The following is a 21,223-nucleotide window of genomic DNA, read 5'->3' as shown; positions in this document are numbered from 1 at the left end:
TTTTTTAATGGTAAGGAGTCTGGAGTGAAGAGCATGCAGAGACCCATAAGAACTATCGCTAGCGCAGCCGTTTTAGCGATGATGGCAAATAGTGTCGCTAATGCAGGAAGTTTTTCCCTGTACACAGAAAGTAGCCCGGCTGCAATTGGTAATTACGGAGCAGGTCTTGCTGCGGAAGCTGCCGATGCGTCAACAGGTTGGTATAACCCAGCGGGTCTTTCTTTGCTTCACCGGCAAGAGGTGGTGACTGGTGAAGTAACTGCGTTTGTTTCAGCAAAACTATCTGGTGCAAGTACTTTTTCAACCTTAGGGTTGCCAAGTTATACGCAAACATTTTCAAACCTAAGCGGTGGTAAAATGGGTTATATCCCATCATTTCATTATGCTTTACCGTTTGGTCAAAATATGGCCTTTGGTTTGAGTTTTGTCGCGCCCTTTGGTTTAGCCACTCAGTGGGATCGTGTAGGACCTGTACGTTATGCAGCGACCACAAGTAACCTAGTTACCGCTAACCTCTCACCTGAGATAGGTGGTCGATTGACTGATCATTTTGCCTTAGGTTTGGGTATCGATCTCCAGTACGCTAGAGTAAGATTCCATAGCGTGCTTGGTGCGCCTACTTCACTTTTGCAATTTAATTTACCCTACTTCCTGGATTCATTAAGTTACAATAAAGGGCATTCGTATGGTGTGGGATTTCATGCAGGTGGTATGTTGCTGTTCCAACACGATCATACTCGTATTGGTTTAAACTACCAATCTCAAATGAGACATCGGTTCAACGGATTTAGCCGTTTACAAGGTCGCTTAGCGAGCTTAGGACCTACTCTTACACCGTCTGCAGTATTAGCAGCTGATGGTGAGGCAATCTTCTGGAGTGATACTCTAACGAGTAACAACGTTATATTCCCCGATGTAACTACCTTAAGTATTTACAAAGATATTAATAGTAGACTTGCCATTTTAGGTTCTGCTGTTTATACCGGTTGGAATTCGCTAAAGACACTGGAGTTACAACGAGTTGCTGCTTACGCGCCTCAATTAGCTCAGACTTTGGTCAATTCTGCAACGACTGAAAACTATCGGAACGTTTGGCGTTTTGCTTTAGGTGCTAATTATCAGCTGACTGATACATTAATGCTGAGAGTAGGTGGTGGTTGGGATGAAACTCCGACCAGAAATGAGTTTAGAGATGTCCGTATCCCTGATACTAACCGTTGGGCTGCTTCAGTTGGTGCGCATTATCAATTGCAACCTAATATTGGTTTCGATTTAGGTTATACTCATTTATTCTCTGCAGGTCATTACAGAATTAACCGCACTAATGCTGTGGGGGCGACTAGCACTTATAATGTTGATGCAAGCATTAATGCGCATGCCGATTTAGTGGGTGTACAAGCTGTGTGGGTTCTTGACCAACCAGCTCCTATGATTGCCCCAACCAAATAAATTGGGGGTGATTAAAAAACCACGCTGATGCGTGGTTTTTTTTTGCAAGTAGCTACACCATCCCTTATGGGAAATTTTTCGTTCTGCCAAGCCTAGTCAGAAGGAGATGCAGGAAACTATTGAAGACTTATTTGTTTAATTAGCTGAATAGCTACTTCTGTTAATGTAATTGTTAGGCAATATGAAGAATACCATTAGGGCTACTATTTCTAAGATAGTTTTTGATGTCGTTTAAAGACTCTATAATTAATAGCGCTCCAATTGTGAGCTATTCTCAGGATTCGCCGGCTATTGCCGTCCCTTCAATAATTTTGCAAGGTCCTTCGCAAAATAAGAAATAATAAGATCCGCACCAGCACGTTTAATGGCCAAAAGGCTCTCAACCATTGCTTGCTCTTCATTGATTAAACCTTGAATAGCCGCGTTTTTTATCATGGAATATTCACCACTGACTTGGTAGGCACATAAAGGTATTTCAGGAAAATGTTGTTTAATTTTGTAGATGATATCAAGGTAGATCATGGCTGGTTTTACCATGAGTAAATCCGCGCCTTCTTCTAAATCCAGGGCAGCTTCTCTCAGTGCTTCGTTTGAGTTGGCAGGATTCATTTGATAGCTTTTGCGATCACCAAATTGAGGGGCGCCTTGGGCAGCTTCACGGAAAGGGCCGTAGAAACTAGAACTGTATTTAACCGCGTAACTTAAAATGGCTGTATTTTGATGACCTGCTTTATCCAAGGCTTGACGAATGGCAGCAACCATTCCATCTGTCATACTGCTGGGTGCAACCCAATCAGCACCAGCAGCGGCATGGCTTACTGCCTGTTGAGCCAATAATTCCAAGGTTTTATCGTTATCTAAACTCTGTCCCTGTAAAGCACCGCAATGACCATGGTCAGTGTATTCGCAAAAACAAACATCAGTAATAATTAAAATATCTTTATTGACTTCACGAATGACACGTACGGCTTGTTGAATGATACCGTCAGAGTAAAGTGAAGCACTGCCAATCGCATCTTTGTGGCTAGGAATGCCAAAAAGTAAAACGGCTCTAATGCCCAATTCAGTAAGTTGATTTATTTCAGTAGGTAAGTCATTGAGACTTAATTGAAATTGTCCCGGCATGCTTTTAATTTCTTGTTTATTAGAAATTGTTTCTGAAATAAATAAGGGCGCAATAAATTGTTGCGGATCTAATCGAGTTTCCTGTATTAAAGCTCTAACAGCAGGGCTGCTGCGTAACCGTCTTAAACGTACTGGAAGGTGAAAATCAGTCATTTTGTTTCCTCTTAAGCCTTAATGTTCAAGCAACTGTTGTTGATTTATTGGGCTTTAGCCCAACCCAATCAAAACAGGTTTAACTCGCATGCTTCGAATCTTTTGCAGTATCGCGAGTATACAATAGATCGATTCCACTGGCTGTAGCACTCGCACTCACTTGAATACTGAAAAATTTATTTAATAAATAAGTTAGGGTAAATACATTCGAATCAGCTTGCGCTAAACCAAAATTATAACTCACATAAATGCGTTTAGTTATCGATTTACCGACTACTACGGTATCTGATTCGCTGATTTCATTAGTTTGTTGATTATACTTGGTATTGTTTTTTATATTCAAATCTACACCTAATGATTGTTTTAATTGCGAAAGCAGTTGTGTTCCTTTGGTTCCGGCACCTAAGTTCATTGAGCTAATCGCATTTAAAAGAAGTTGAGCTCCCGCTTGGTTTGCTTGATTGGCGGGTTTACCTAAAAAGAGCATGGATAAAATATCGGTTTGAGACAGGGTAGGGGGCTCAGAGAAAAGTTTTATTTTAGTTGCACTTAAACGTCCACTCACTTCAACCCCAACAATCATTTCACTATTAAAGTTTAAATTCTGTAAATTGGCTGATTTAAAATCAAACAATTGGTTTGAACCACTAAATGAAGTATTTCTATTATTGAAGCGACGGATGGCTCGAACATTAATACCAGGATTATCAATGGAACCGCCGGTGAAAATTAATTGCCCCTGATCAATCGTTAGCTCTTGGCCATAGACTTTATATTTTCCGTCACGTATGGTTAATTCACCACTAGCATTGAGAGGGCCTTGTGGTAATTGCAGTAAGCGGATACTTCCATCAAGAAAACCATGCAAATCTTTTACGTCGATAACAACGTTCTCTCCCATCATTAAGACTAGATCAGCATTAATATGGAAGGGGTTGGGCGTCGATTTTGCTCCAACAAAAACGGCATCCTCAGAGAGACTAGTAGTACTAGTAAAAGTCCGAGGTTTGATTTGAGCGCTAGGAATTAAGATCTGCCCCGTGATATCGATAGCATTAGGTTTGAAATAAATGATTAATTGTGGGGATAAATTGATGAGGTAATCTGCCGTATGAATTAGGGGAAAATCCTCGCCGTTGAGCGTGAACGAACCCGTGAGTTCAGGTGTAAAATCCCCCTTGCCGTTTAAAGTTAATAGTCTTCCCTGAGAAGCGAAAGAACCCTGGCTTGTCCAGTGTTTATTTCGACTTTGCAGATTAATTTGAATGGGGTCTAAATTAAGCCCTAGCTTGGGGATAACCAGTTTTGCTTTATCAAGATTGAGCGTACCTTCCATCACCGGTTTATTGATAGTTCCACTGAGGTTAATTAAGGCGTTTAATTGGCCTTCAATTTTGCTTGGTACGCTGCTAAATTTTTCGAGAAAACTAAGGGAATTCACATTTAAACTTAAATTGCCTTTGAGTGCTTGTTTTTCACTTAATCCTTGGTCTAAACGAAATTGAGGTAAATTCAGGGTCAAAGAAAGGAATTTAGACTGATCCAGGGTTAAATTTCCAATCAGATCTAAACGATTAGGCGTTAATTGGGCATTGAATTGTCCGCCAGAAAATTTTAAAACTTCTGCAGGATTTTTTTCGTCTAATTGATAATTACCTGGTGGAATAATTAACTTCAACTCGCCGTTTGTTGGACTCGTAATTGTTGCATTGGCCTTAAGCTCAGTTTGTAATAATTTCAGGCTAGGATGAAGCAAGCCAGGGTTGGGAATTGTTGCATTGAGGTTCCATTGATAGGGTAAAGAACCTTGCACTTGAAGTTCATTCGTTCCGAGTGTAGCCTGCGCTTGGATTTGGTGATTTTGATAATGAAGAGTTGCGGTTAGTAAATTGCCAAAATATTGCGTCGTTAACAGTGAATTTATTACCAAGTTAGAGAAGGAGTTACCTGTTAATTCGGTATCCAGTTTCAGTTGTTCAAAGGGGTTTTCTCCGGTTTTAACATCGAAGCCTGCTGCTTGGATTTTAGCTTGAATTTTAGGGTTTGTTTTTTCATTGTAAGCAAAATTAAGATTAACTTCTGCTTGAGCTAACTTAATCGTTCCCTGAGAGTGGATGGTTTGTTCGCTAGTCTGGCCAACAAGCTGAATATTTGCTGGTATCGGTGATAAGATAGTGGCAGCAAGACTAAGGTTTAGATTAGGAAGAGTCCCGTCGAGATGTAAGTTTCCTTCAGGACTTTCAAGCATTTGGTCTTTATCGATAGGCCAGATAAATTGCCGCCATGTCGCTAAATTGTGTATTTCCTTTCCATTTCTTAAAGTCCCATGAACTACCGTACCTTTAGGGTTAAGCATCTCTCCATGCCAATGATAGAGAGAAAAATCACCGCCTAATTTAATAAAGCCTTGGATATTGGGCTTAGAGTTTTTGGACTTAAATTCTAACTGAGCAGCTAAGGGATAAGGAAACTTAGGTTGAGCTTGTCCGTTTAAACTGAAATCCATATTATTAAAAGTTAAAAAAAGTTGGTTAATTTTCCAAAGCTGATTTTTCAGATCGGCCTGCAATTTAAGATTGGTAATTTGGTTCTTAGATTCATTATGGGTAATTTGAATTTTATCTACAGAAGCATCATTAATTTTAATGTCAATAGGTAGCTTAAAAGCAGTCGATTTAGCTGGTTTTTGTTCTTTATCTTTTAAGGATAAAGACAAATTTTTTGCATGAAGAGAGTCAATTAACAACTGATGATTAAACAATGATTTCCATTGCCAAGTTGTCATGAAATCGTTTAGTTCAACTTGAGTGTGATCGTCTTGATAATGAAGGCGAGAAAATGAAAAATGACTAATAAGCTTACCCTGCGGGTTTTCAATAATTAATTCGCCGGGCAAAATAATTTTCGTTAATTTTGTACCGAGTAGAAATCCCGATTTGGTAGTCACTATAAAAATAGAAAAGGCGATAAATAGAATAAAGAAAAATACCAAAATTTTTATAGACCATTTAAGTAAGTTGCGGATCATAAATCGGGTCCCATATTAATGACTAGTTTTGGACCTCTAGAATGGTGAGCACGAGTTCCTATAGGTTGAGCAATAGCGATTTTGATAGGTCCCATCGCTGATAGCCACATTAGCCCAATACCAATATCGTTCTTTATTTTTCTTGTATTGGGTCTATAAACATCACCACTGTCGAAAAAGCCGATTAGATACCAATTTTCTTTGGTTTCTTTTTGAATTTCTAGGCCAGCATAAGTCAAAATTTTTCCAGGACCAATGGAGTTATATTTATAGCCTTTTAAATTTTCTGCACCACCGAGTAGCAGCGCCAGAGATAAGGGTAATTGAGTAATATTATTAATTGCTGTTATGCCTTGAATAGTATGAAAATAAAAACGCGTGCGAATTTGCGGAAGAGTTAGCGCTGCTTTTGCATTAATTGACGCTTGGATGAAATTTTCATTCGAAAAAAACGCTTTACTTGCCCCTAAACCTGTTACCGTAATGTTATATCCCGAAGGCGAAAAAAGGTTATTTTTTATTTTAATCCAAGTAAAACTAGCCTTTGGAAATATTGCACGTTTATTTTCATCAGGCTTACGATAATAATGATAATCATCATAAAGACCATTGATTGATAAAACACGCTGAAAATAAGGCAAATTATGATGTTGTGCTAAAGAAATTAAAACCGATTTACTGTAGCCTGTATCATAATTCAAAGCAGCTAAATTACCGTTAATGTGGTATTGATCAACGACAGGATTTTTGCCTGGAATAATATATTGCGTTTTTAACGCAGATTGAGCAGTAGAACCCAAGGCAATAAGGTTAAATTTATGGCCAGCAGCGTTAACAGGGATAATATGATAGCCGGCACGCCCACGGATGCCGGTATCGGTACCATAGCCCACACCAAAGGAGTAGCTCGAACGAGGAACCGGTTCGAGATGAACCTGAATAGGGATATAACGTTCCTTACTGCCAATTTCGGGTTTAACTGCTACCGAGCGAAAATAACCACTACTGACTAGCTGACTATTGAAGGTCAATATTTGATCCGTAGAATAAGGTTGGCCGTAATTAAAAGGCACGTAGCGCTTTAGTAATTCGGGTGAGATATTAGTTGGATCAAATTGCACCTGGCCAAAATAGTATTGCGAACCCGTATCAAAAATCAGGTTAATCTGAGCTTTATAGCGATTAAGATCGATAAGCATTTCTGCTTTTTCAAAGGAGGAATGCAAATATCCCTGCCGTTCAGCAGCATCGGATAAGAGTTGTTTCGTTTCCTCATACTTTGCGCTATTTAAAGGCTGACCGAGAGCGATAGATAAATTGTTTAGCACCTTTTTAATCGCAGGATTATTGGCTCCCTCACCTTTAAGCTCGATATTTAACTGATTAATTATCACCAGCGGGCCAGGATTAACCTGGATTTGCAAAGGTTGTCTTCTCAAGCTAATTAGTGGGTTAAAATAGCCAAAGGGTTGCATGGCTTGCGTTATTTGTTGACGAAGCTCTTCGTCAGTTTCTCGCTCTAAAGGTCTGGTTTGCTCGATTTCCATTAAACGGGACTGGATATTAATCAATAATCTTCCCTTCACCCCGACAATATGAAAATTCATTTTAGGTGTAGCTGCGATTAATAAAGGTAGGCTTAGGAGCACCCAGAGTTGACGTATTTTCTTCATGCAAGTCCGGTCATTGCACAATTAGCCTCCATGGCTTTCAAACGATAGACTAATTCAAGTGCTTCTCGAGGCGATAAATTATCAGCATCTATTTTTGCTAATTCTTTAAGAAGCGCGGAAGGGGGTTGGTCAATCAAAAACGGCTGTTGCTGTTCTGTCTGTGTGTGGACCTGATTGAGATGTTGACTAGCAAGTTGTAAAACCTCTGTCGGGATTCCTGCTAGTTGAGCCACTTCCAAACCATAGCTGCGATTCGCTGAACCTTCTTCCACCTGATATAAAAAAACAATGCGACCGTTTGCCAGGGTCGCTTGTAAGTGGACATTTCTAATGCAGTTAAATTGTTCGGGTAACTGGGTTAGTTCAAAATAATGAGTAGAGAACAAGCTGTAAGCCTTGATGGTCTGAGCAAGGTAAATACAGGTCGCATAGGCAAGTGCCATCCCATCGTAAGTACTAGTTCCACGGCCTATTTCATCAATTAATACCAAGCTTTTATGAGTGGCTTGCCGAAGAATGTAGGCTGTTTCTGTCATTTCCACCATGAACGTGGAGCGGCCAGAGGCTAAATCATCAGAAGCACCAATGCGTGTAAAGATGCGATCAATAGGTCCTATCTTTGCCTGTTTTGCAGGGACATAGCTGCCGGTGTGAGCAAGCAATACAATCAAGGCAGTCTGTCGCATATAGGTGGATTTTCCACCCATATTAGGACCGGTGATGAGAAGCATATTTTTATTGTTATTTAAAATTAAGTCATTAGCAATGAATTGCTCCTGCAAAACTTGTTCGACAACAGGATGACGACCTTCAATAAGATAAATACCAGGTTCTAGGGTAAATTGGGGGCTAGACCAATGGAGTGCTTGAGCTCGCCCGGCGAAATTGGCCAGTACATCGAGTTGGGCAAGTGCATGAGCTAATTGACTAAGGGGTTTGATGAATTGTTGTATTTCCTCTAACAAATTATCGTAGAGCCATTTTTCTCGTGCTAAGGCTTTCACTTGAGCGGATAATACTTTTTCTTCGAATTCTTTTAATTCGGGAGTAATGTAGCGCTCAACGTTTTTTAGCGTTTGCTTCCGCTGATAATTCAAGGGTGCTTTTTCAGATTGATTACGTGATAGTTCAATGTAATAACCCTGTACGCGGTTGTAACCAAACTTTAATGTTGATAAGCCGGAGCGTTGTTTCTCGGCGGTTTCTAGTTCGATAAGCTTTTCTGTGGCATTATTGCTCAACATTCTTAATTCATCGAGTTCCTCATCAAATCCTGAGGCAATAACTCCTCCATCGCGAATCAGCATGGGTGGGTTATCAACTAGGGCATTGCATAAAAGCTCATGAAGTTCGGGTTGAAGCATTAAATGATGCTCTAATTCTTTTAGCAGCGTTGACTGATTGGCGGCAATTGCATCGCTGATCTCAGGGAGAATAGCGAGTGTTTCTCGAAGTTGAATTAGATCACGTGGTCTTGCAGATTTCAAAGCAATACGCGACACAATTCGTTCGACATCGCAGATTTGTCTTAGCAAAGGATGCATCAGCGCCGCTTGGTTTTTTTCAATGAATTCACTGACTACAGCTTGCCGTTGTAGAATTAAATTGGCTTGATTGAGAGGTCTACCTAGCCAGCGTTTAAGTAAGCGGCTACCCATGGCAGAGGCTGTGTAATCAAGCACGGATAATAAACTATTTTCTCGCCCACCTTGATTGTTTTCAAAGATTTCCAAATGCTTTTGCGTGGAGGCATCAAGTTGCAGATAGTGTTCATTTTGTTCCAAAGTAATCTGCGTTAAATGAGGTAAAGCTTGACGCTGAGTATTTTGTAGGTAGGTTAATAAACAACCTGCCGCAGGGAAGGCGATGACATAGTCTTTTTCACCAAAAGCACTTAAATTTTGTACGGCAAACTGCTCGCACAATAGTTGCTGGGCACGCTTTAAATCGAACTCCCAAGCCGGGCGGTTTTTTACCGTAAAATGAGAAAGAGGCAAGCTCTGTTGCGTTAGAATTTCTGCAGGTTGTAGGCGATTGATCTCTGCCCAAAGTTGGGCCTCATCGTTCACTTGCAACAAATGAAAACGGCCTCCACTTAAATCAACCCAAGCGAGACCAAATTGCTTATTTTGCGTGTGGATAGCAAGCAAAATATTATCTTTTTGCGCGTCAAGCAGGGCTTCGTCAGTTACTGTGCCAGGAGTGATTATGCGGGTCACTTGGCGTTCGACTGGACCCTTTGATGTGGCTGGGTCACCAATTTGCTCACAAATAGCGACGGATTCGCCTTTTCTGATTAATCGAGCTAAATAATTTTCTACTGCATGGTAGGGAACACCGGCCATGGGAATGGGTTTATCGGCAGATTGGCCGCGATGAGTTAGCGTTAAATCGAGCAGTTTGGCAGCCCGTTTCGCATCATCATAAAAAAGTTCGTAAAAATCACCCATACGATAAAGAAGTAGCATATCGGGGTATTCTGATTTGATGCGTAAATATTGCTGCATCATGGGGGTATGAGTTACAGACATAGTTTTATACGGAACAAAAAATTTTAGAGATTCTAGCAAAGGCTCTGATTTAAGTCAGTAAATTGAGTTAGGATTTGGGCAGAGATCTTTCGCCCCTTCGAATTCGTTGCAGGCCTTGCTCAGGACAAGCCCCTTCGAGAGCCTCAGGACAGGCTTCGAGACGCACGCCATGCGTGCTCCTCAGGCTGAACGGGATAAAATTAATACAAATTCCTTATTTTGTGGGGATATCTGCCGTTCGGACTCTGAGGTATCCCCACGAAAGTGTTTAGTTCATTGATTGTTATGTTTGTCCCGTTCACACTGGGGAAGCGCGCAGCGCTGTCTCGAAGTGCCGCAAAAGCCCCTTCCTTCGAGAGCCTCAGGATGGGCGCAGCCGCCAGGCCGTCTCCGAGTCTCACATCAAACCGTACGCATCAGCGACTAAAGTACCAGTTCAGCTACACTTAAAACAAGCCATTTCCTCAATAGGAATTATCATGTCAAGGACTTTAACAAATAGCGGGCGCGGGCATTTTCATCTTCTCCATAAGGGAAAATCCATTGATGATTTAATTATTCAATATATGCAGGCTAACCATATTCCTGGTTTGGCTTTATCTATCACGCAGGCACCTTATATCACGCGCGTTGTTGGCTACGGCTTAGCAGATACTGAGAGAAAACTTCTTGTTGCTTCTAATACGTTATTTTATATTGGCCAATTGAGCCAGGTATTTACGGCTGTGGGAATCCTGCAACTTAAACAGGAAGGCAAGCTTAAGTTGGATGGGCTGATCACGGCTTATTTTTCTGGCTTACCTCAAGCCTGGTCTTCGATAACCATTCGACATTTATTAACACATAGTTCTGGTTTGCCTAGTTATAAGGATGAGCCTTTTGATTGCAGTAAAGACTATTCTTTTAACGATCTGATACACTCACTAACTGATAAGCCTCTTCTATTTTCGCCGGGTTCTAAAATGAACCCTAGCGCGAGCGATTATTATATCCTTGGAAAGATCATTGAAAAAGTCAGTGGGTTGTCTTATGAGGAGCATGTGACTAAAAATCAAATTAGTCGTCTCGGTTTAAAACATACTTTTTTTGTTTCCACTGTTTCTAGCGTAAATAATGAGCTGAGTAAGGGTTCCAAGCCTTTTAAACACAGCCAATTTTTAAACAATGCGAATTTTATAAATCCTAGCGAGTTAGCCCAAGGTTATGTCGACAAAGAGGGTGATTTTGCTGCAACTGCTGCGCTAAATTGGTCTGCTAGCTATGCTGACAGTGGTATCGTTGCCTCGGCTGAAGATCTTGGTCTTTGGGATATTGCACTGGCTGGGGGGATTTTATTAAGCGATCCAGAGGATAGACAATTTGTATACCATCCGGTTAGTTTAAGTGATGGTCAAATTATCCCGGCAAATTGTGGTTGGTTCTTCCCTGGTCGTGAAGGTTTTATGGAAATTAAAGGCAATATACCTGGTTTTTCTGCGTTTTTAGGTCGTTTTAACGATTCTACAGAACCTTTAGGCATCAGTTTATTGACCAATAAGGATGGTTTGCCTGATCTGGATCTATTAGCGCGAAAAATTCTGACCGCTTTTGAGCCCAAACTGGGAGCTCCCAGCGAGGCTGCGGCCTGGTCTGAAACTTTACAAAGTCCCTATTCTGTAACACAAACCCTAAACCGGGTGATGAAGATAATAAAACGCCAAGGAGGGACTATTTTTGCTCAAATCAGTCATAGTGACGCGGCAACTAAGGCGGGGCGAACGCTTTTACCCACCGAGGTGCTTATTGTAGGCAATCCTGCAAAAGGAACCCAGCTGATGCAAACTAATCCAGCTTTTGCTTTAGATCTTCCTCTGCGTATTATGGCGACCGAAGATGAAACAGGACAAGTTTGGCTCAGTTTTACTGATCCTCTTTCGTTGGCAAAAGAATATGGCATCAGCGCGGAGCAATTGCCAGTACTGCGACAAATGTCGATTGGCATTCATAAAATTTGTGAAAAAGCGATTTCGCCTTTAACGCTAGATTAAATAAAAATTAATGTTAATTTAAGATTTGCCGATAATTCGACTATACTGACCTCAAGACGTTGATTTTTTAATTAGAATTGATAATCAGCGTTTTTAAAAGTCGTCGTCCTGAGGGATGGCCTTAAATAGCTAACAAAGCCTTAAGTTGGGACAGGGAGAATTATATTTTGCATCAATTATTTTGTAAGTCCTTCACTTAAGGTAAATTTTTGTTAGACTATTAAGGGTGTTAATGCCTATGATCAACTACGGAGAATGATTATGAAACGTTTGGCCCTTCTAGCAGTGACTGCTTTTGTAGCAGTTTTAATTTCTGCTTGTGGTGAAAATGCAGAAAAAAAATCAGAAACTGGTGCTACTAATGCTGTACAGCAACCAAGTACAACTGGTACAACTGGTACTACTGGTACTGAAACCAACCAAAGTGGTCAATAAGTTTTTTTCAAAGCCGTTTTTTAAAACCCCGCGTTGGCGGGGTTTTTTTTGACACCTCAGTTGAGATTCATAATGGATGATTTAGTGAAATTAGTGCAGAAACTGGCAGATCAACTACGCACCCACCATTTAAAAATTGCCACAGCCGAATCCTGTACCGGTGGTTTAATTGCGGGATTGTTAACTGAATTACCCGGAAGTTCCCTGTGGTTTGAGCGAGGTTTTGTTACTTATAGCAATGAAGCAAAGCAGGATATGTTGGGCGTCAAATCAGAATTAATTCAAACGCATGGTGCAGTCAGCCAATTAGTCGCCGAAGCAATGGCGTTGGGAGCACTTAATCATAGTCCTGCTCATTTTTCCTTAGCAGTCACCGGAATCGCTGGACCTGATGGTGGCTCGCTTGAGAAACCAGTGGGTACCGTTTGGTTTGCCTGGGCTAGGCTTAATCTACCTGTTCAAAGTTTACATTGCCATTTTCAGAATGCCTCACGACAGGAAGTGCGCCGACTTGCCTGCAAACAGGCATTAAAAGGAGCACTTTCTTATCTTAGCTGCTGACTTTAGATTTATTAGCTTGTTTATACCTATGAATAAGTCATGTTATAAAGTATGTGCGCTTCCTTCATCATTCGTATCTGCGCTTTCCTCCTCATTCTGCTTTATATGATTAAAAGCAAATTCTTTTTTGATAAATTCAATACGTCTTGATAATGAGCCTATTTGATTAGGAAGTGTTTCTTGTAAGCCATCTAGCCGGTTTAACAGCTCTTCTATGTTTGTAATCTTTTTGTCTTTAATTTCTTGAAGAATTTCATTGACTTTTGCAACATGATGTCTGTTCCAATGAAAACGAAGAAGACGGCTTGGGGCAGAGTAGTCTTCGAGTAAAGCCGTTGCTTGCTCTAATTCCCCTCCATTATTTTCATTGGTCTCTTGATAAATTCCTTTATAAGATTCTCTTCCTTCATGCTTCTTGACTAGATTAATAATATCTTCATTTCGAGTTCTCTCAGCTTTTTTTCTAAGATTTTGTTGCTTGATGAGATCTACGGTACAGTAAGGGCTTTTGAGAAGCGTTTCCAGTATCTCTTTATTCCCTCTATTGATCACCAGATCTAAACAAGTATTGCCTTCAGAATTTTGGGATTCTAAACAACTTGCATTGAAAGACTTACTATGAATAATTGCGTCAGCTGCAGTGGGATTATTATGTTGGATAGCTTGATCTAGCGCGGTTGCATTATTCCTTCTAAGATTTAAAAAAGAAGTATCAACCAGGTTGAGAATTAAATCTAGGATTGCTCTTGTCACTTTCTTAATAACTGAATAATGCAGAGCAGTATAGTCTGGATGAATCATCAAAAGCTCTTTATCAAAGTCTCGATGATTAAAGATTTTTTTAATTGCTTCTTCATGATTGTGGTATATCGCTAACTGAAGAGGGGTTTCATTAAGAGACGTCTCTTTTAGAAAATATTCCCTTCTGAAGTTGCGATGGTTCAATATTAAATCGAGCTTCTCTGTAGCCTTATTTCGGTCTTCAACAGCTTCATGCAAAATAGTGCGCTTTCCAGGATTTGTAGCCCATTCTAATACTTCTGGAGTACAATATGGGCTGGCCAAAAGTGCTTCAAAATAGCTTGGATCATCGTAGTAATATGCCGCTATTAAGATATTATTGCCGTTATTAGACACTTCTTGTTGCAATAATTCAGCTGAACACTCATTAGCCAAAACCTCTTTGAACCTTGCAAGATTCCTCATACGCATTAATGAATCTAGGCGCTTAGACATAATTAATTACCTTAGATAAAAGGAAGAGATTTATATTATACCTTATGCTCTTAAATTGATCAATAAGGTTGTTAATTGTTTATTTTATTCAAATAACAAGATGCATTTTATGACTGTCTTGCGCACAGAAAGACTATATGTTGAGAACGAGTCATTTCAACTCCCAATTATGAAGTTTCAAGATGGGTCCAATCGGATAAGAACAAGAATTTTTAACCGCTGCAGATAATCGCAGCTACTCATTTGCTGTAGGCCAATAACTATGTATAATTTCCGCTTTGCATACAACACGGGTGACCCTTATGGAAGACAATAAACAAAAAGCGCTAAGTGCAGCTCTCGCTCAGATTGAACGCCAGTTTGGTAAAGGCTCTGTAATGCGTATGGGCGATGGAAATATCATGCGCGATATAGAAGCCATTTCAACAGGTTCCTTAGGTCTTGATATTGCCTTAGGAATAGGTGGTTTGCCGAAAGGGCGAATTGTTGAAATCTATGGACCTGAGTCTTCCGGTAAAACAACCTTAACCTTGCAAGTTATCGCTGAATGTCAAAAAAAAGGGGGGACGGCTGCCTTCGTTGATGCGGAACATGCGCTTGATCCCAGTTATGCCGCGAAACTAGGTGTTAATGTCGATGAGTTGTTAGTTTCGCAGCCTGATACGGGAGAACAAGCTTTAGAAATTACCGACATGCTTGTCCGCTCTGCTGCTGTTGATGTCATTATTATTGACTCTGTTGCTGCCTTGACTCCTAAAGCTGAAATCGAAGGGGAAATGGGGGATACCCATGTAGGTTTACAAGCAAGATTGATGTCTCAAGCTTTACGTAAACTCACCGCCAATATCAAACGTTCCAATACTTTAGTTATTTTTATTAACCAAATTCGTATGAAAATTGGTGTGATGTTTGGTAACCCTGAAACAACGACAGGAGGGAATGCACTGAAGTTTTATTCTTCAGTTCGCCTTGACATCCGTCGTGTGGGTGCCATTAAAAAAGGTGAGGAAATTTTAGGTAACGAAACCCGAGTAAAAGTCGTTAAAAATAAAGTAGCGCCTCCCTTTAAAACCACTGATTTCGATATTTTCTATAACGAAGGGATTTCTCGTGAAAGCGAAATCATTAATTTAGGTACTCAATTAGGTCTTATTGAAAAATCAGGCGCCTGGTATTCCTACAAGCAAGAAAAAATTGGCCAGGGCAAAGACAATGTGCGTGTATACTTGAAAGAAAATCCACAAATCGCTGCCACTTTAGAGCAGCAAATCAGGGCAGAATTGTTGGTAAAAAAATTACCAACGATGGAAACTGAAGCGATTGAGGCTGTGGATGACTAAAGCCTTCGACTGTGCAATGCGCCTATTAACTAGGCGCGAGCACAGTGCCTATGAGTTGGCGGATAAATTAGCGCAAAGAGGTTACGGTTCTGAAGAGATTTCTGAAGTAATTGCCAAATGTCAGCGTCTAGGTTTCCAATCTGACGCTCGTTTTGTTGAATCCTTGTGTCATACTCGTATTCGTCAAGGTTGCGGCCCTTTAAAAATTAGCCAGGAATTACAAGCTAAGCGTATTGAGCGCGAATTGATCGACACTGCACTTGAGCGAGAACAAGAGAATTGGGTAACTTATGCCTTAGCGGTCTGGCATAAAAAATTTAAGCATCAGGACGATATACCGTATAGTGAATTACAGAAACGACAACGGTTTTTATTGTACCGTGGGTTTCCAACGGACGTTATTGCAAAGGTTATTGCTGAGATAAGTTAAGGCTTGCTTCATAGCTGTGAACCTAAGCACATTACGTAAACTATTAATGATAAGACGAATGTAAGAGCATGAAAAGTTCAGAAATTAGACAAGCATTTTTTGATTATTTTGCTGCAAGAAAGCACAAAATTGTAGAATCAAGCCCACTTATACCAGGTAATGATCCGAGCTTATTATTTACCAATGCGGGTATGGTGCAGTTTAAGGATATTTTTCTCGGTTTGGAAACTCGCTCTTACCATCGAGCAGTCAGTTCACAACGCTGTCTTCGTGCGGGCGGCAAGCATAATGATCTTGAGAACGTAGGCTACACGGCCCGGCATCATACCTTTTTCGAAATGTTGGGAAATTTTAGCTTCGGCGATTATTTTAAGCGCGAGGCAATCAATTATGCCTGGGAATTTTTGACAGAAGTCTTAAAACTACCCACAGAACGTTTATGGGTTACTGTCTATAAAGATGATGATGAGGCTGCCGATATATGGCTTAAAGAACTGGGTGTATCGCCTGAGCGTTTTTCTCGCTGTGGTGAAAAGGATAACTTCTGGTCAATGGGTGATACCGGTCCTTGCGGGCCTTGCAGCGAAATTTTTTATGATCATGGGCCAGAAATTGCCGGTGGACCTCCGGGTAGTCCTGAGGAAGATGGAGACCGGTACATTGAAATATGGAATTTAGTATTCATGCAGTTTAACCGAGATAAGTCGGGGCAGTTACATCCTTTACCTAAACCCTCTGTCGATACCGGAATGGGATTAGAGCGTATTGCCGCAGTGGTTCAAGGCGTGCATAACAATTACGATATTGATCTTTTCCAGCATTTGATTCGTTCAATTTGCAAACTTGCCCCTTCTATCGATCCTGAACATGCTTCTTTGAAAGTTATTGCCGATCATATTCGTGCTTGTGCTTTTTTGATTGCTGATGGGGTGGTTCCGAGTAATGAGGGTAGGGGCTATGTCTTGCGCCGTATTATTCGACGTGCGGTTCGGCACGGCAATAAACTAGGCTTGCCGACTCCTTTTTTCTGCAAATTAGTGCAGCCTCTTATCGAAGCGATGGGTGATGCTTATCCTGAACTGATTAGTCAGAGAGAGCAAATAGAACGCATTTTAGCTCAAGAGGAAGGACAATTTGCACGCACCTTGGAACAAGGCCTACGCTTGTTACAAGAGCAAATTCAATCCTTAAAGGGGAAAGAAATTGCCGGTGACATTGCTTTCAAACTCTACGATACTTACGGATTTCCGCTCGATCTCACTGCTGATATTGCCCGTGAACAGGGTTTAACTATTGCTATGGATAGTTTTAACGAATGCATGCAGCAGCAGCGCGAATTATCTCAGTCAGCAAGTCAATTTGCGACGGATTATTCAGCCACGACGCAGCTTGCTGAATCTTCGGAATTTCATGGTTATCAAAAAGAAAACCTGCATTCTAAAATCTTAGCGTTACTTGCTGATAATAAGAAAGCATCTAAATTAACTCAAGGCAGCAGAGGAGCGATTATTTTAGAGCACACACCGTTCTACGCTGAAAGCGGAGGTCAGGTGGGGGATCGGGGCAGGTTACTTGATGGCCGCTCTGTTTTTCGCGTGGATGATACGCAGCGAATTGGACAGGCAATCATTCACTATGGTGAAGTGCTTGAGGGAGAGTTTACGGTTAATCAAGAAGTGAAGGCGCTTATTGATGTCGGTCGACGCGATGCAATACGTCTAAATCATACCGCAACCCATCTGTTACATGCCGCTTTAAAAGCCATTGTTGGCTCCCATGTCCAACAAAAAGGTTCTTTAGTGGATGCCGAGCGTGCACGCTTTGACTTTTCTCATTTCGAAGGACTCACGCCGGCTCAATTGCGTCAATTAGAAACGTTAGTAAACGACAGAATCCGAGCAAATGATGAAGTAGTGACTGAGATTATGAGCGTCGAAGAAGCGAAGAAGTCGGGTGCTGTCGCCTTGTTTGGTGAAAAATATGGTGATTCCGTGCGAGTACTCTCCTTAGGGGAGTTTTCGAAAGAATTATGTGGTGGTACCCATGCATCACGCACAGGGGATATCGGCCTTTTTAAAATTGTTGCCGAATACGGCGTTGCCAGTGGCGTGAGGCGAATCGAAATGGTTACTGGCGCTTACGCTTTAAGCTGGGTGAATCAGCAATTAGACTATTTAGATGAGGTCGCTGCAAAACTTAAAACGAATACTGTGAACGTTTCTGAGAAATTGTCACAATTTTTGCATGATATAAAACAGCAAGAAAAAGAATTAGCGCGTTTAAATGCGAAATTAGTTGCAAAATCAGGCGCTGATTTACTGAATGAAGTAAAGAATATAAATGGTGTGAACTTGCTAGTTAAGCAATTAGAGAACATGGACAATCAGACGCTGAGAACAACTTTAGATCAATTAAAGTCTAGCTTAGATAATGCAGTAATTGTGCTAATTGCCACTAGTCAGGATAAGATGAACGTTGTTGCTGGAGTGAGTAAAAGTCTTTTAGGCCGTGTACCAACTGCTGCGATGCTCGTTAGGCATCTTTGTGGTAAAGGGGGTGGCCGAGAAGACATGGCTCAAGGTGGAGGTCGTGTTCCGGAAGATCTGGACCAAAAGATTTCACAGATTCAGACAATGATCGCTGAGCACGCAAGTTAACATTTAGACGGGGCGCTGAAAATGGCATTATTGGTGCAAAAATTCGGGGGAACGTCGCTGGCTACGCTTAAGCATATTAATCATGCGGCAGATTTGGTAGCAAAGGCAAAACAGGCAGGCCATAAAATAGTCGTGATTGTATCGGCTATGAGTGGAGAAACAGATAAACTAATCGGCCTCGCTAATACTATTAGCGAATCTCCTGATGCAAGGGAGTATGCCGCTCTTGTTGCCACAGGCGAACAAGTTTCGATGGCTTTAATGGCAATGGCTTTAATCAATCGCGGCATTAATGCCCGCTCCTATACTGGTGGACAAGCACGAATCCAAACCTGTGCCCAGTATAAGAAAGCAAGAATACAGGCTATTGATACTTCGCCTATACTCCAGGATCTGGAGCAGGGTAGGGTAGTAGTCATTGCTGGATTCCAAGGCGTCGATAAAGATGGGAATATCACAACGCTGGGTCGAGGCGGCTCGGATACTACGGCAGTTGCTATTGCTGCAGCATTAAAAGCTGATGAATGCCAAATTTATACCGATGTTGATGGCGTTTATACCACTGACCCACGAGTTGTCCCTGACGCAAAGCGCTTGGAACAGATTACCTTTGAAGAGATGTTAGAGTTTTCCAGCCTTGGAGCTAAAGTATTGCAAATCCGTGCCGTTGAATTTGCTGGCAAATACAATATTCCTCTACGTGTCCTTTCTTCCTCGCAAGAAGGTCCCGGAACCTTAATTACCTATCAACAAAAAAATAGTATGGAAGCGCCAATGGTAACCGGAATTGCGTTTAGCCGTAATGAAGCAAAAGTTACCTTGTCGGGCGTCCCCGACAAACTTGGCCTAGCTTCGGGTATTTTAACTGAGATAAGCGAAATAGGTGTAAATATTGATATGATTGTTCAGCATTTGTCTGCGAATGATAAAACTGATTTTACCTTTACAGTTCACCGTGATGAATACCAGGCTACAATGGAAAAGTTGACGCAACTAGTAAAAGATTTAGGTGCGAATGCAGTGGTTGGCTCAAATGGCTTAGCCAAATTATCACTAGTAGGTGCTGGGCTTAAAAGCCATCCTGAAGTGGCTTCTATTATGTTTAAAACCTTGGCCTCGAAGGGGATTAATATTCAATTAATTGCCACTTCCGAAATTAAAATATCAGTACTCATTGATTCTGCGATGTTGGATGAGGGCGTACGTGCCCTACACGGCATTTTCCGGCTTGAAGGTGATGATCAGGATGAATCACGTTCACCTGTGGTTGGAGAAATAGAACCGAATTATGCTGCTGTGTTAGGCAAATAATTGTTTGCTCTGATTAGGTTGAGCTCCTTCGAGCTTAGTTCTTTGAGAGCCTCAGGATACGCGAAGCCGTCAGCCGTCTCGAAGCCTTACTAATTAATCCAAATGTTAGACTTAGAGACGGCGTAAACGCCTCCTCCGAACGGGCAATCATCCCAGCCTACATTAATAAAAATTAAAAGGAGTTAATATTGATGAGCTTTTGGAGTGAATTTAAACAATTTGCCATGCGTGGTAATGTCATGGATCTTGCTGTAGCGGTTGTTATTGGTGCTGCTTTTGGCAAAATTGTCTCTTCACTTGTTGATGGGATTATAATGCCCTTGATCGGCCTTTTACTTGGTGGAATAAATATTTCGGATAAATCTTTTAAAATTGGTGCTGCAGTAGTTAAATGGGGCTCCTTTTTACAAACTATTATTGATTTCACTATCATCGCGTTTTCTATTTTTCTCGTTATTAAATTTATAAATATATTGCAACAGAAACGAGAAAAAGAACCAGAGCTCACCAAAGAAGAGACTCTGCTGACTGAAATTAGAGATCTCTTGAAAGCTAAAACTAATGAAAACAATTCTTGATTTAAATTGATCCAAGCCTGATGTATTTCTACGAATGGATGTCATTCACTAAATTCATCAGGGATGACAATACCTCAGGACAAGCCTTCGAGAGCTCAGGATGCGCGGAGCCGTTAGGCCGTTTCGAAGCTTTGCAAATGCTGGTGTGAGACTTCGAGACGGCGTAAACGCCTCCTCAGTCCGAACGGTTTCAGATAAAATAGAGAAATCTTTTTAACCTGACTCCGTTCGCACTGAGGAAGCGCGCAGCGCTGTCTCGAAGTGTCGCGAAAGGCCCCCTCCTTCTCGAGAGCCTCAGGACATGCCCCTTCGAGAACCTCACGACAGGCTTCGATACGCAGGTCGTGCGTACTCCTCAGGCTGAACGGGATAAAATGGATAGAAATTCCTTAGAATCTCATTTCGTGGGGATACCTCAGCTCGAACGGAGTAAATAAATCCTCTTATCGAAGTATGGGCTTCAACATTCTAATTAATTAATTAATGGTTTCGGCAGACTCATCCATTAAAAATTACGAGGGGCACCCGCTCCACCTGGGCCAGGTACTTCGGCTGGTCCACCAATACCGCCAACTCCTCCTGGGCCGCCAGGTCCACCTGGGATTCCTGGGCCGCCGGGTCCGCCAACTCCTACTGGTCCCCCAACTGTACCGACCCCGCCAGCGTTACCAAACCCACCAGGTTTACCG

Annotated in this window: 15 protein-coding genes; 9 read left to right on the top strand and 6 right to left on the bottom strand. The window is 41.4% G+C overall.

The genetic code is table 11. The features are described 5' to 3' along the window. Positions 1-24 precede the first annotated feature (24 nt). Positions 25-1,449 carry an OmpP1/FadL family transporter gene (locus Lnau_RS03040; RefSeq protein WP_058503684.1) on the top strand — a complete coding sequence of 475 codons (1,425 nt, stop codon included), beginning with the start codon at positions 25-27 and terminating at the stop codon, positions 1,447-1,449. A 288-nt stretch (positions 1,450-1,737) separates the two neighbouring features. On the opposite strand, the gene hemB is transcribed toward Lnau_RS03040, so the two are convergent. The 4 genes from hemB to mutS form a co-directional block, all read right to left on the bottom strand. Next, positions 1,738-2,727, bottom strand: a complete 990-nt coding sequence (gene hemB / locus Lnau_RS03035; protein ID WP_058503683.1) for a porphobilinogen synthase — start codon at positions 2,725-2,727, stop codon at positions 1,738-1,740. A 79-nt stretch (positions 2,728-2,806) separates the two neighbouring features. After that, complete coding sequence (locus Lnau_RS03030) at positions 2,807-5,755, bottom strand: translocation/assembly module TamB domain-containing protein (protein ID WP_058503682.1); 2,949 nt, start codon at positions 5,753-5,755, stop codon at positions 2,807-2,809. Beyond that, on the bottom strand, positions 5,752-7,428 hold the full coding sequence (locus Lnau_RS03025; protein WP_058503681.1) for an autotransporter assembly complex protein TamA: 1,677 nt from the start codon (positions 7,426-7,428) through the stop codon (positions 5,752-5,754). Before Lnau_RS03025 ends, Lnau_RS03030 begins: the two co-directional genes overlap by 4 nt. Beyond that, the gene (mutS, locus tag Lnau_RS03020) at positions 7,425-9,959 is read right to left on the bottom strand and encodes a DNA mismatch repair protein MutS (protein WP_058503680.1); all 2,535 of its coding nucleotides are present in this window, start codon (positions 9,957-9,959) and stop codon (positions 7,425-7,427) included. The genes Lnau_RS03025 and mutS overlap by 4 nt, the downstream gene beginning before the upstream one ends. A 479-nt stretch (positions 9,960-10,438) precedes the next feature. Here mutS and Lnau_RS03015 point away from each other — a divergent pair, with 479 nt between their 5' ends. From Lnau_RS03015 to Lnau_RS03010, 3 genes are all read left to right on the top strand, one after another. Next, complete coding sequence (locus Lnau_RS03015) at positions 10,439-11,986, top strand: serine hydrolase (RefSeq protein WP_058503679.1); 1,548 nt, start codon at positions 10,439-10,441, stop codon at positions 11,984-11,986. Between the two features lie 261 nt (positions 11,987-12,247). Further along, on the top strand, positions 12,248-12,421 hold the full coding sequence (locus tag Lnau_RS16310) for a hypothetical protein (RefSeq protein ID WP_157070617.1): 174 nt from the start codon (positions 12,248-12,250) through the stop codon (positions 12,419-12,421). A 72-nt stretch (positions 12,422-12,493) separates the two neighbouring features. Beyond that, the gene (locus Lnau_RS03010) at positions 12,494-12,982 is read left to right on the top strand and encodes a CinA family protein (RefSeq protein ID WP_058503678.1); all 489 of its coding nucleotides are present in this window, start codon (positions 12,494-12,496) and stop codon (positions 12,980-12,982) included. 42 nt (positions 12,983-13,024) lie between these two features. Here Lnau_RS03010 and Lnau_RS03005 read toward each other — a convergent pair whose 3' ends face one another. Continuing rightward, positions 13,025-14,218 carry a DUF5617 domain-containing protein gene (locus Lnau_RS03005; protein ID WP_058503677.1) on the bottom strand — a complete coding sequence of 398 codons (1,194 nt, stop codon included), beginning with the start codon at positions 14,216-14,218 and terminating at the stop codon, positions 13,025-13,027. 302 nt (positions 14,219-14,520) lie between these two features. Here Lnau_RS03005 and recA point away from each other — a divergent pair, with 302 nt between their 5' ends. The 5 genes from recA (at position 14,521) to mscL (ending at position 20,534) form a co-directional block, all read left to right on the top strand. After that, entirely contained in the window at positions 14,521-15,558 is a 1,038-nt protein-coding gene (recA, locus tag Lnau_RS03000) for a recombinase RecA (protein WP_058503676.1), read from the top strand. Then, positions 15,551-15,988 carry a recombination regulator RecX gene (gene recX / locus Lnau_RS02995; RefSeq protein WP_058503675.1) on the top strand — a complete coding sequence of 146 codons (438 nt, stop codon included), beginning with the start codon at positions 15,551-15,553 and terminating at the stop codon, positions 15,986-15,988. Before recA ends, recX begins: the two co-directional genes overlap by 8 nt. Before the next feature lie 68 nt (positions 15,989-16,056). Beyond that, positions 16,057-18,645 carry an alanine--tRNA ligase gene (alaS, locus tag Lnau_RS02990; protein ID WP_058503674.1) on the top strand — a complete coding sequence of 863 codons (2,589 nt, stop codon included), beginning with the start codon at positions 16,057-16,059 and terminating at the stop codon, positions 18,643-18,645. Between the two features lie 21 nt (positions 18,646-18,666). Then, on the top strand, positions 18,667-19,956 hold the full coding sequence (locus tag Lnau_RS02985) for an aspartate kinase (protein ID WP_058503673.1): 1,290 nt from the start codon (positions 18,667-18,669) through the stop codon (positions 19,954-19,956). 191 nt (positions 19,957-20,147) lie between these two features. Beyond that, positions 20,148-20,534 (top strand): large-conductance mechanosensitive channel protein MscL, encoded by a 387-nt coding sequence (gene mscL, locus Lnau_RS02980; protein ID WP_058503672.1) that lies wholly within the window; start codon positions 20,148-20,150, stop codon positions 20,532-20,534. Positions 20,535-21,039: 505 nt separating this feature from the next. Here mscL and Lnau_RS16515 read toward each other — a convergent pair. Further along, the coding region (locus Lnau_RS16515) for a hypothetical protein (RefSeq protein ID WP_193786797.1) at positions 21,040-21,223 on the bottom strand (184 nt) is incomplete at its 5' end.

The organism is Legionella nautarum (assembly GCF_001467895.1).
GTDB lineage: Bacteria > Pseudomonadota > Gammaproteobacteria > Legionellales > Legionellaceae > Tatlockia > Tatlockia nautarum.
This window is presented reverse-complemented; position numbering and strand designations above follow the sequence as displayed.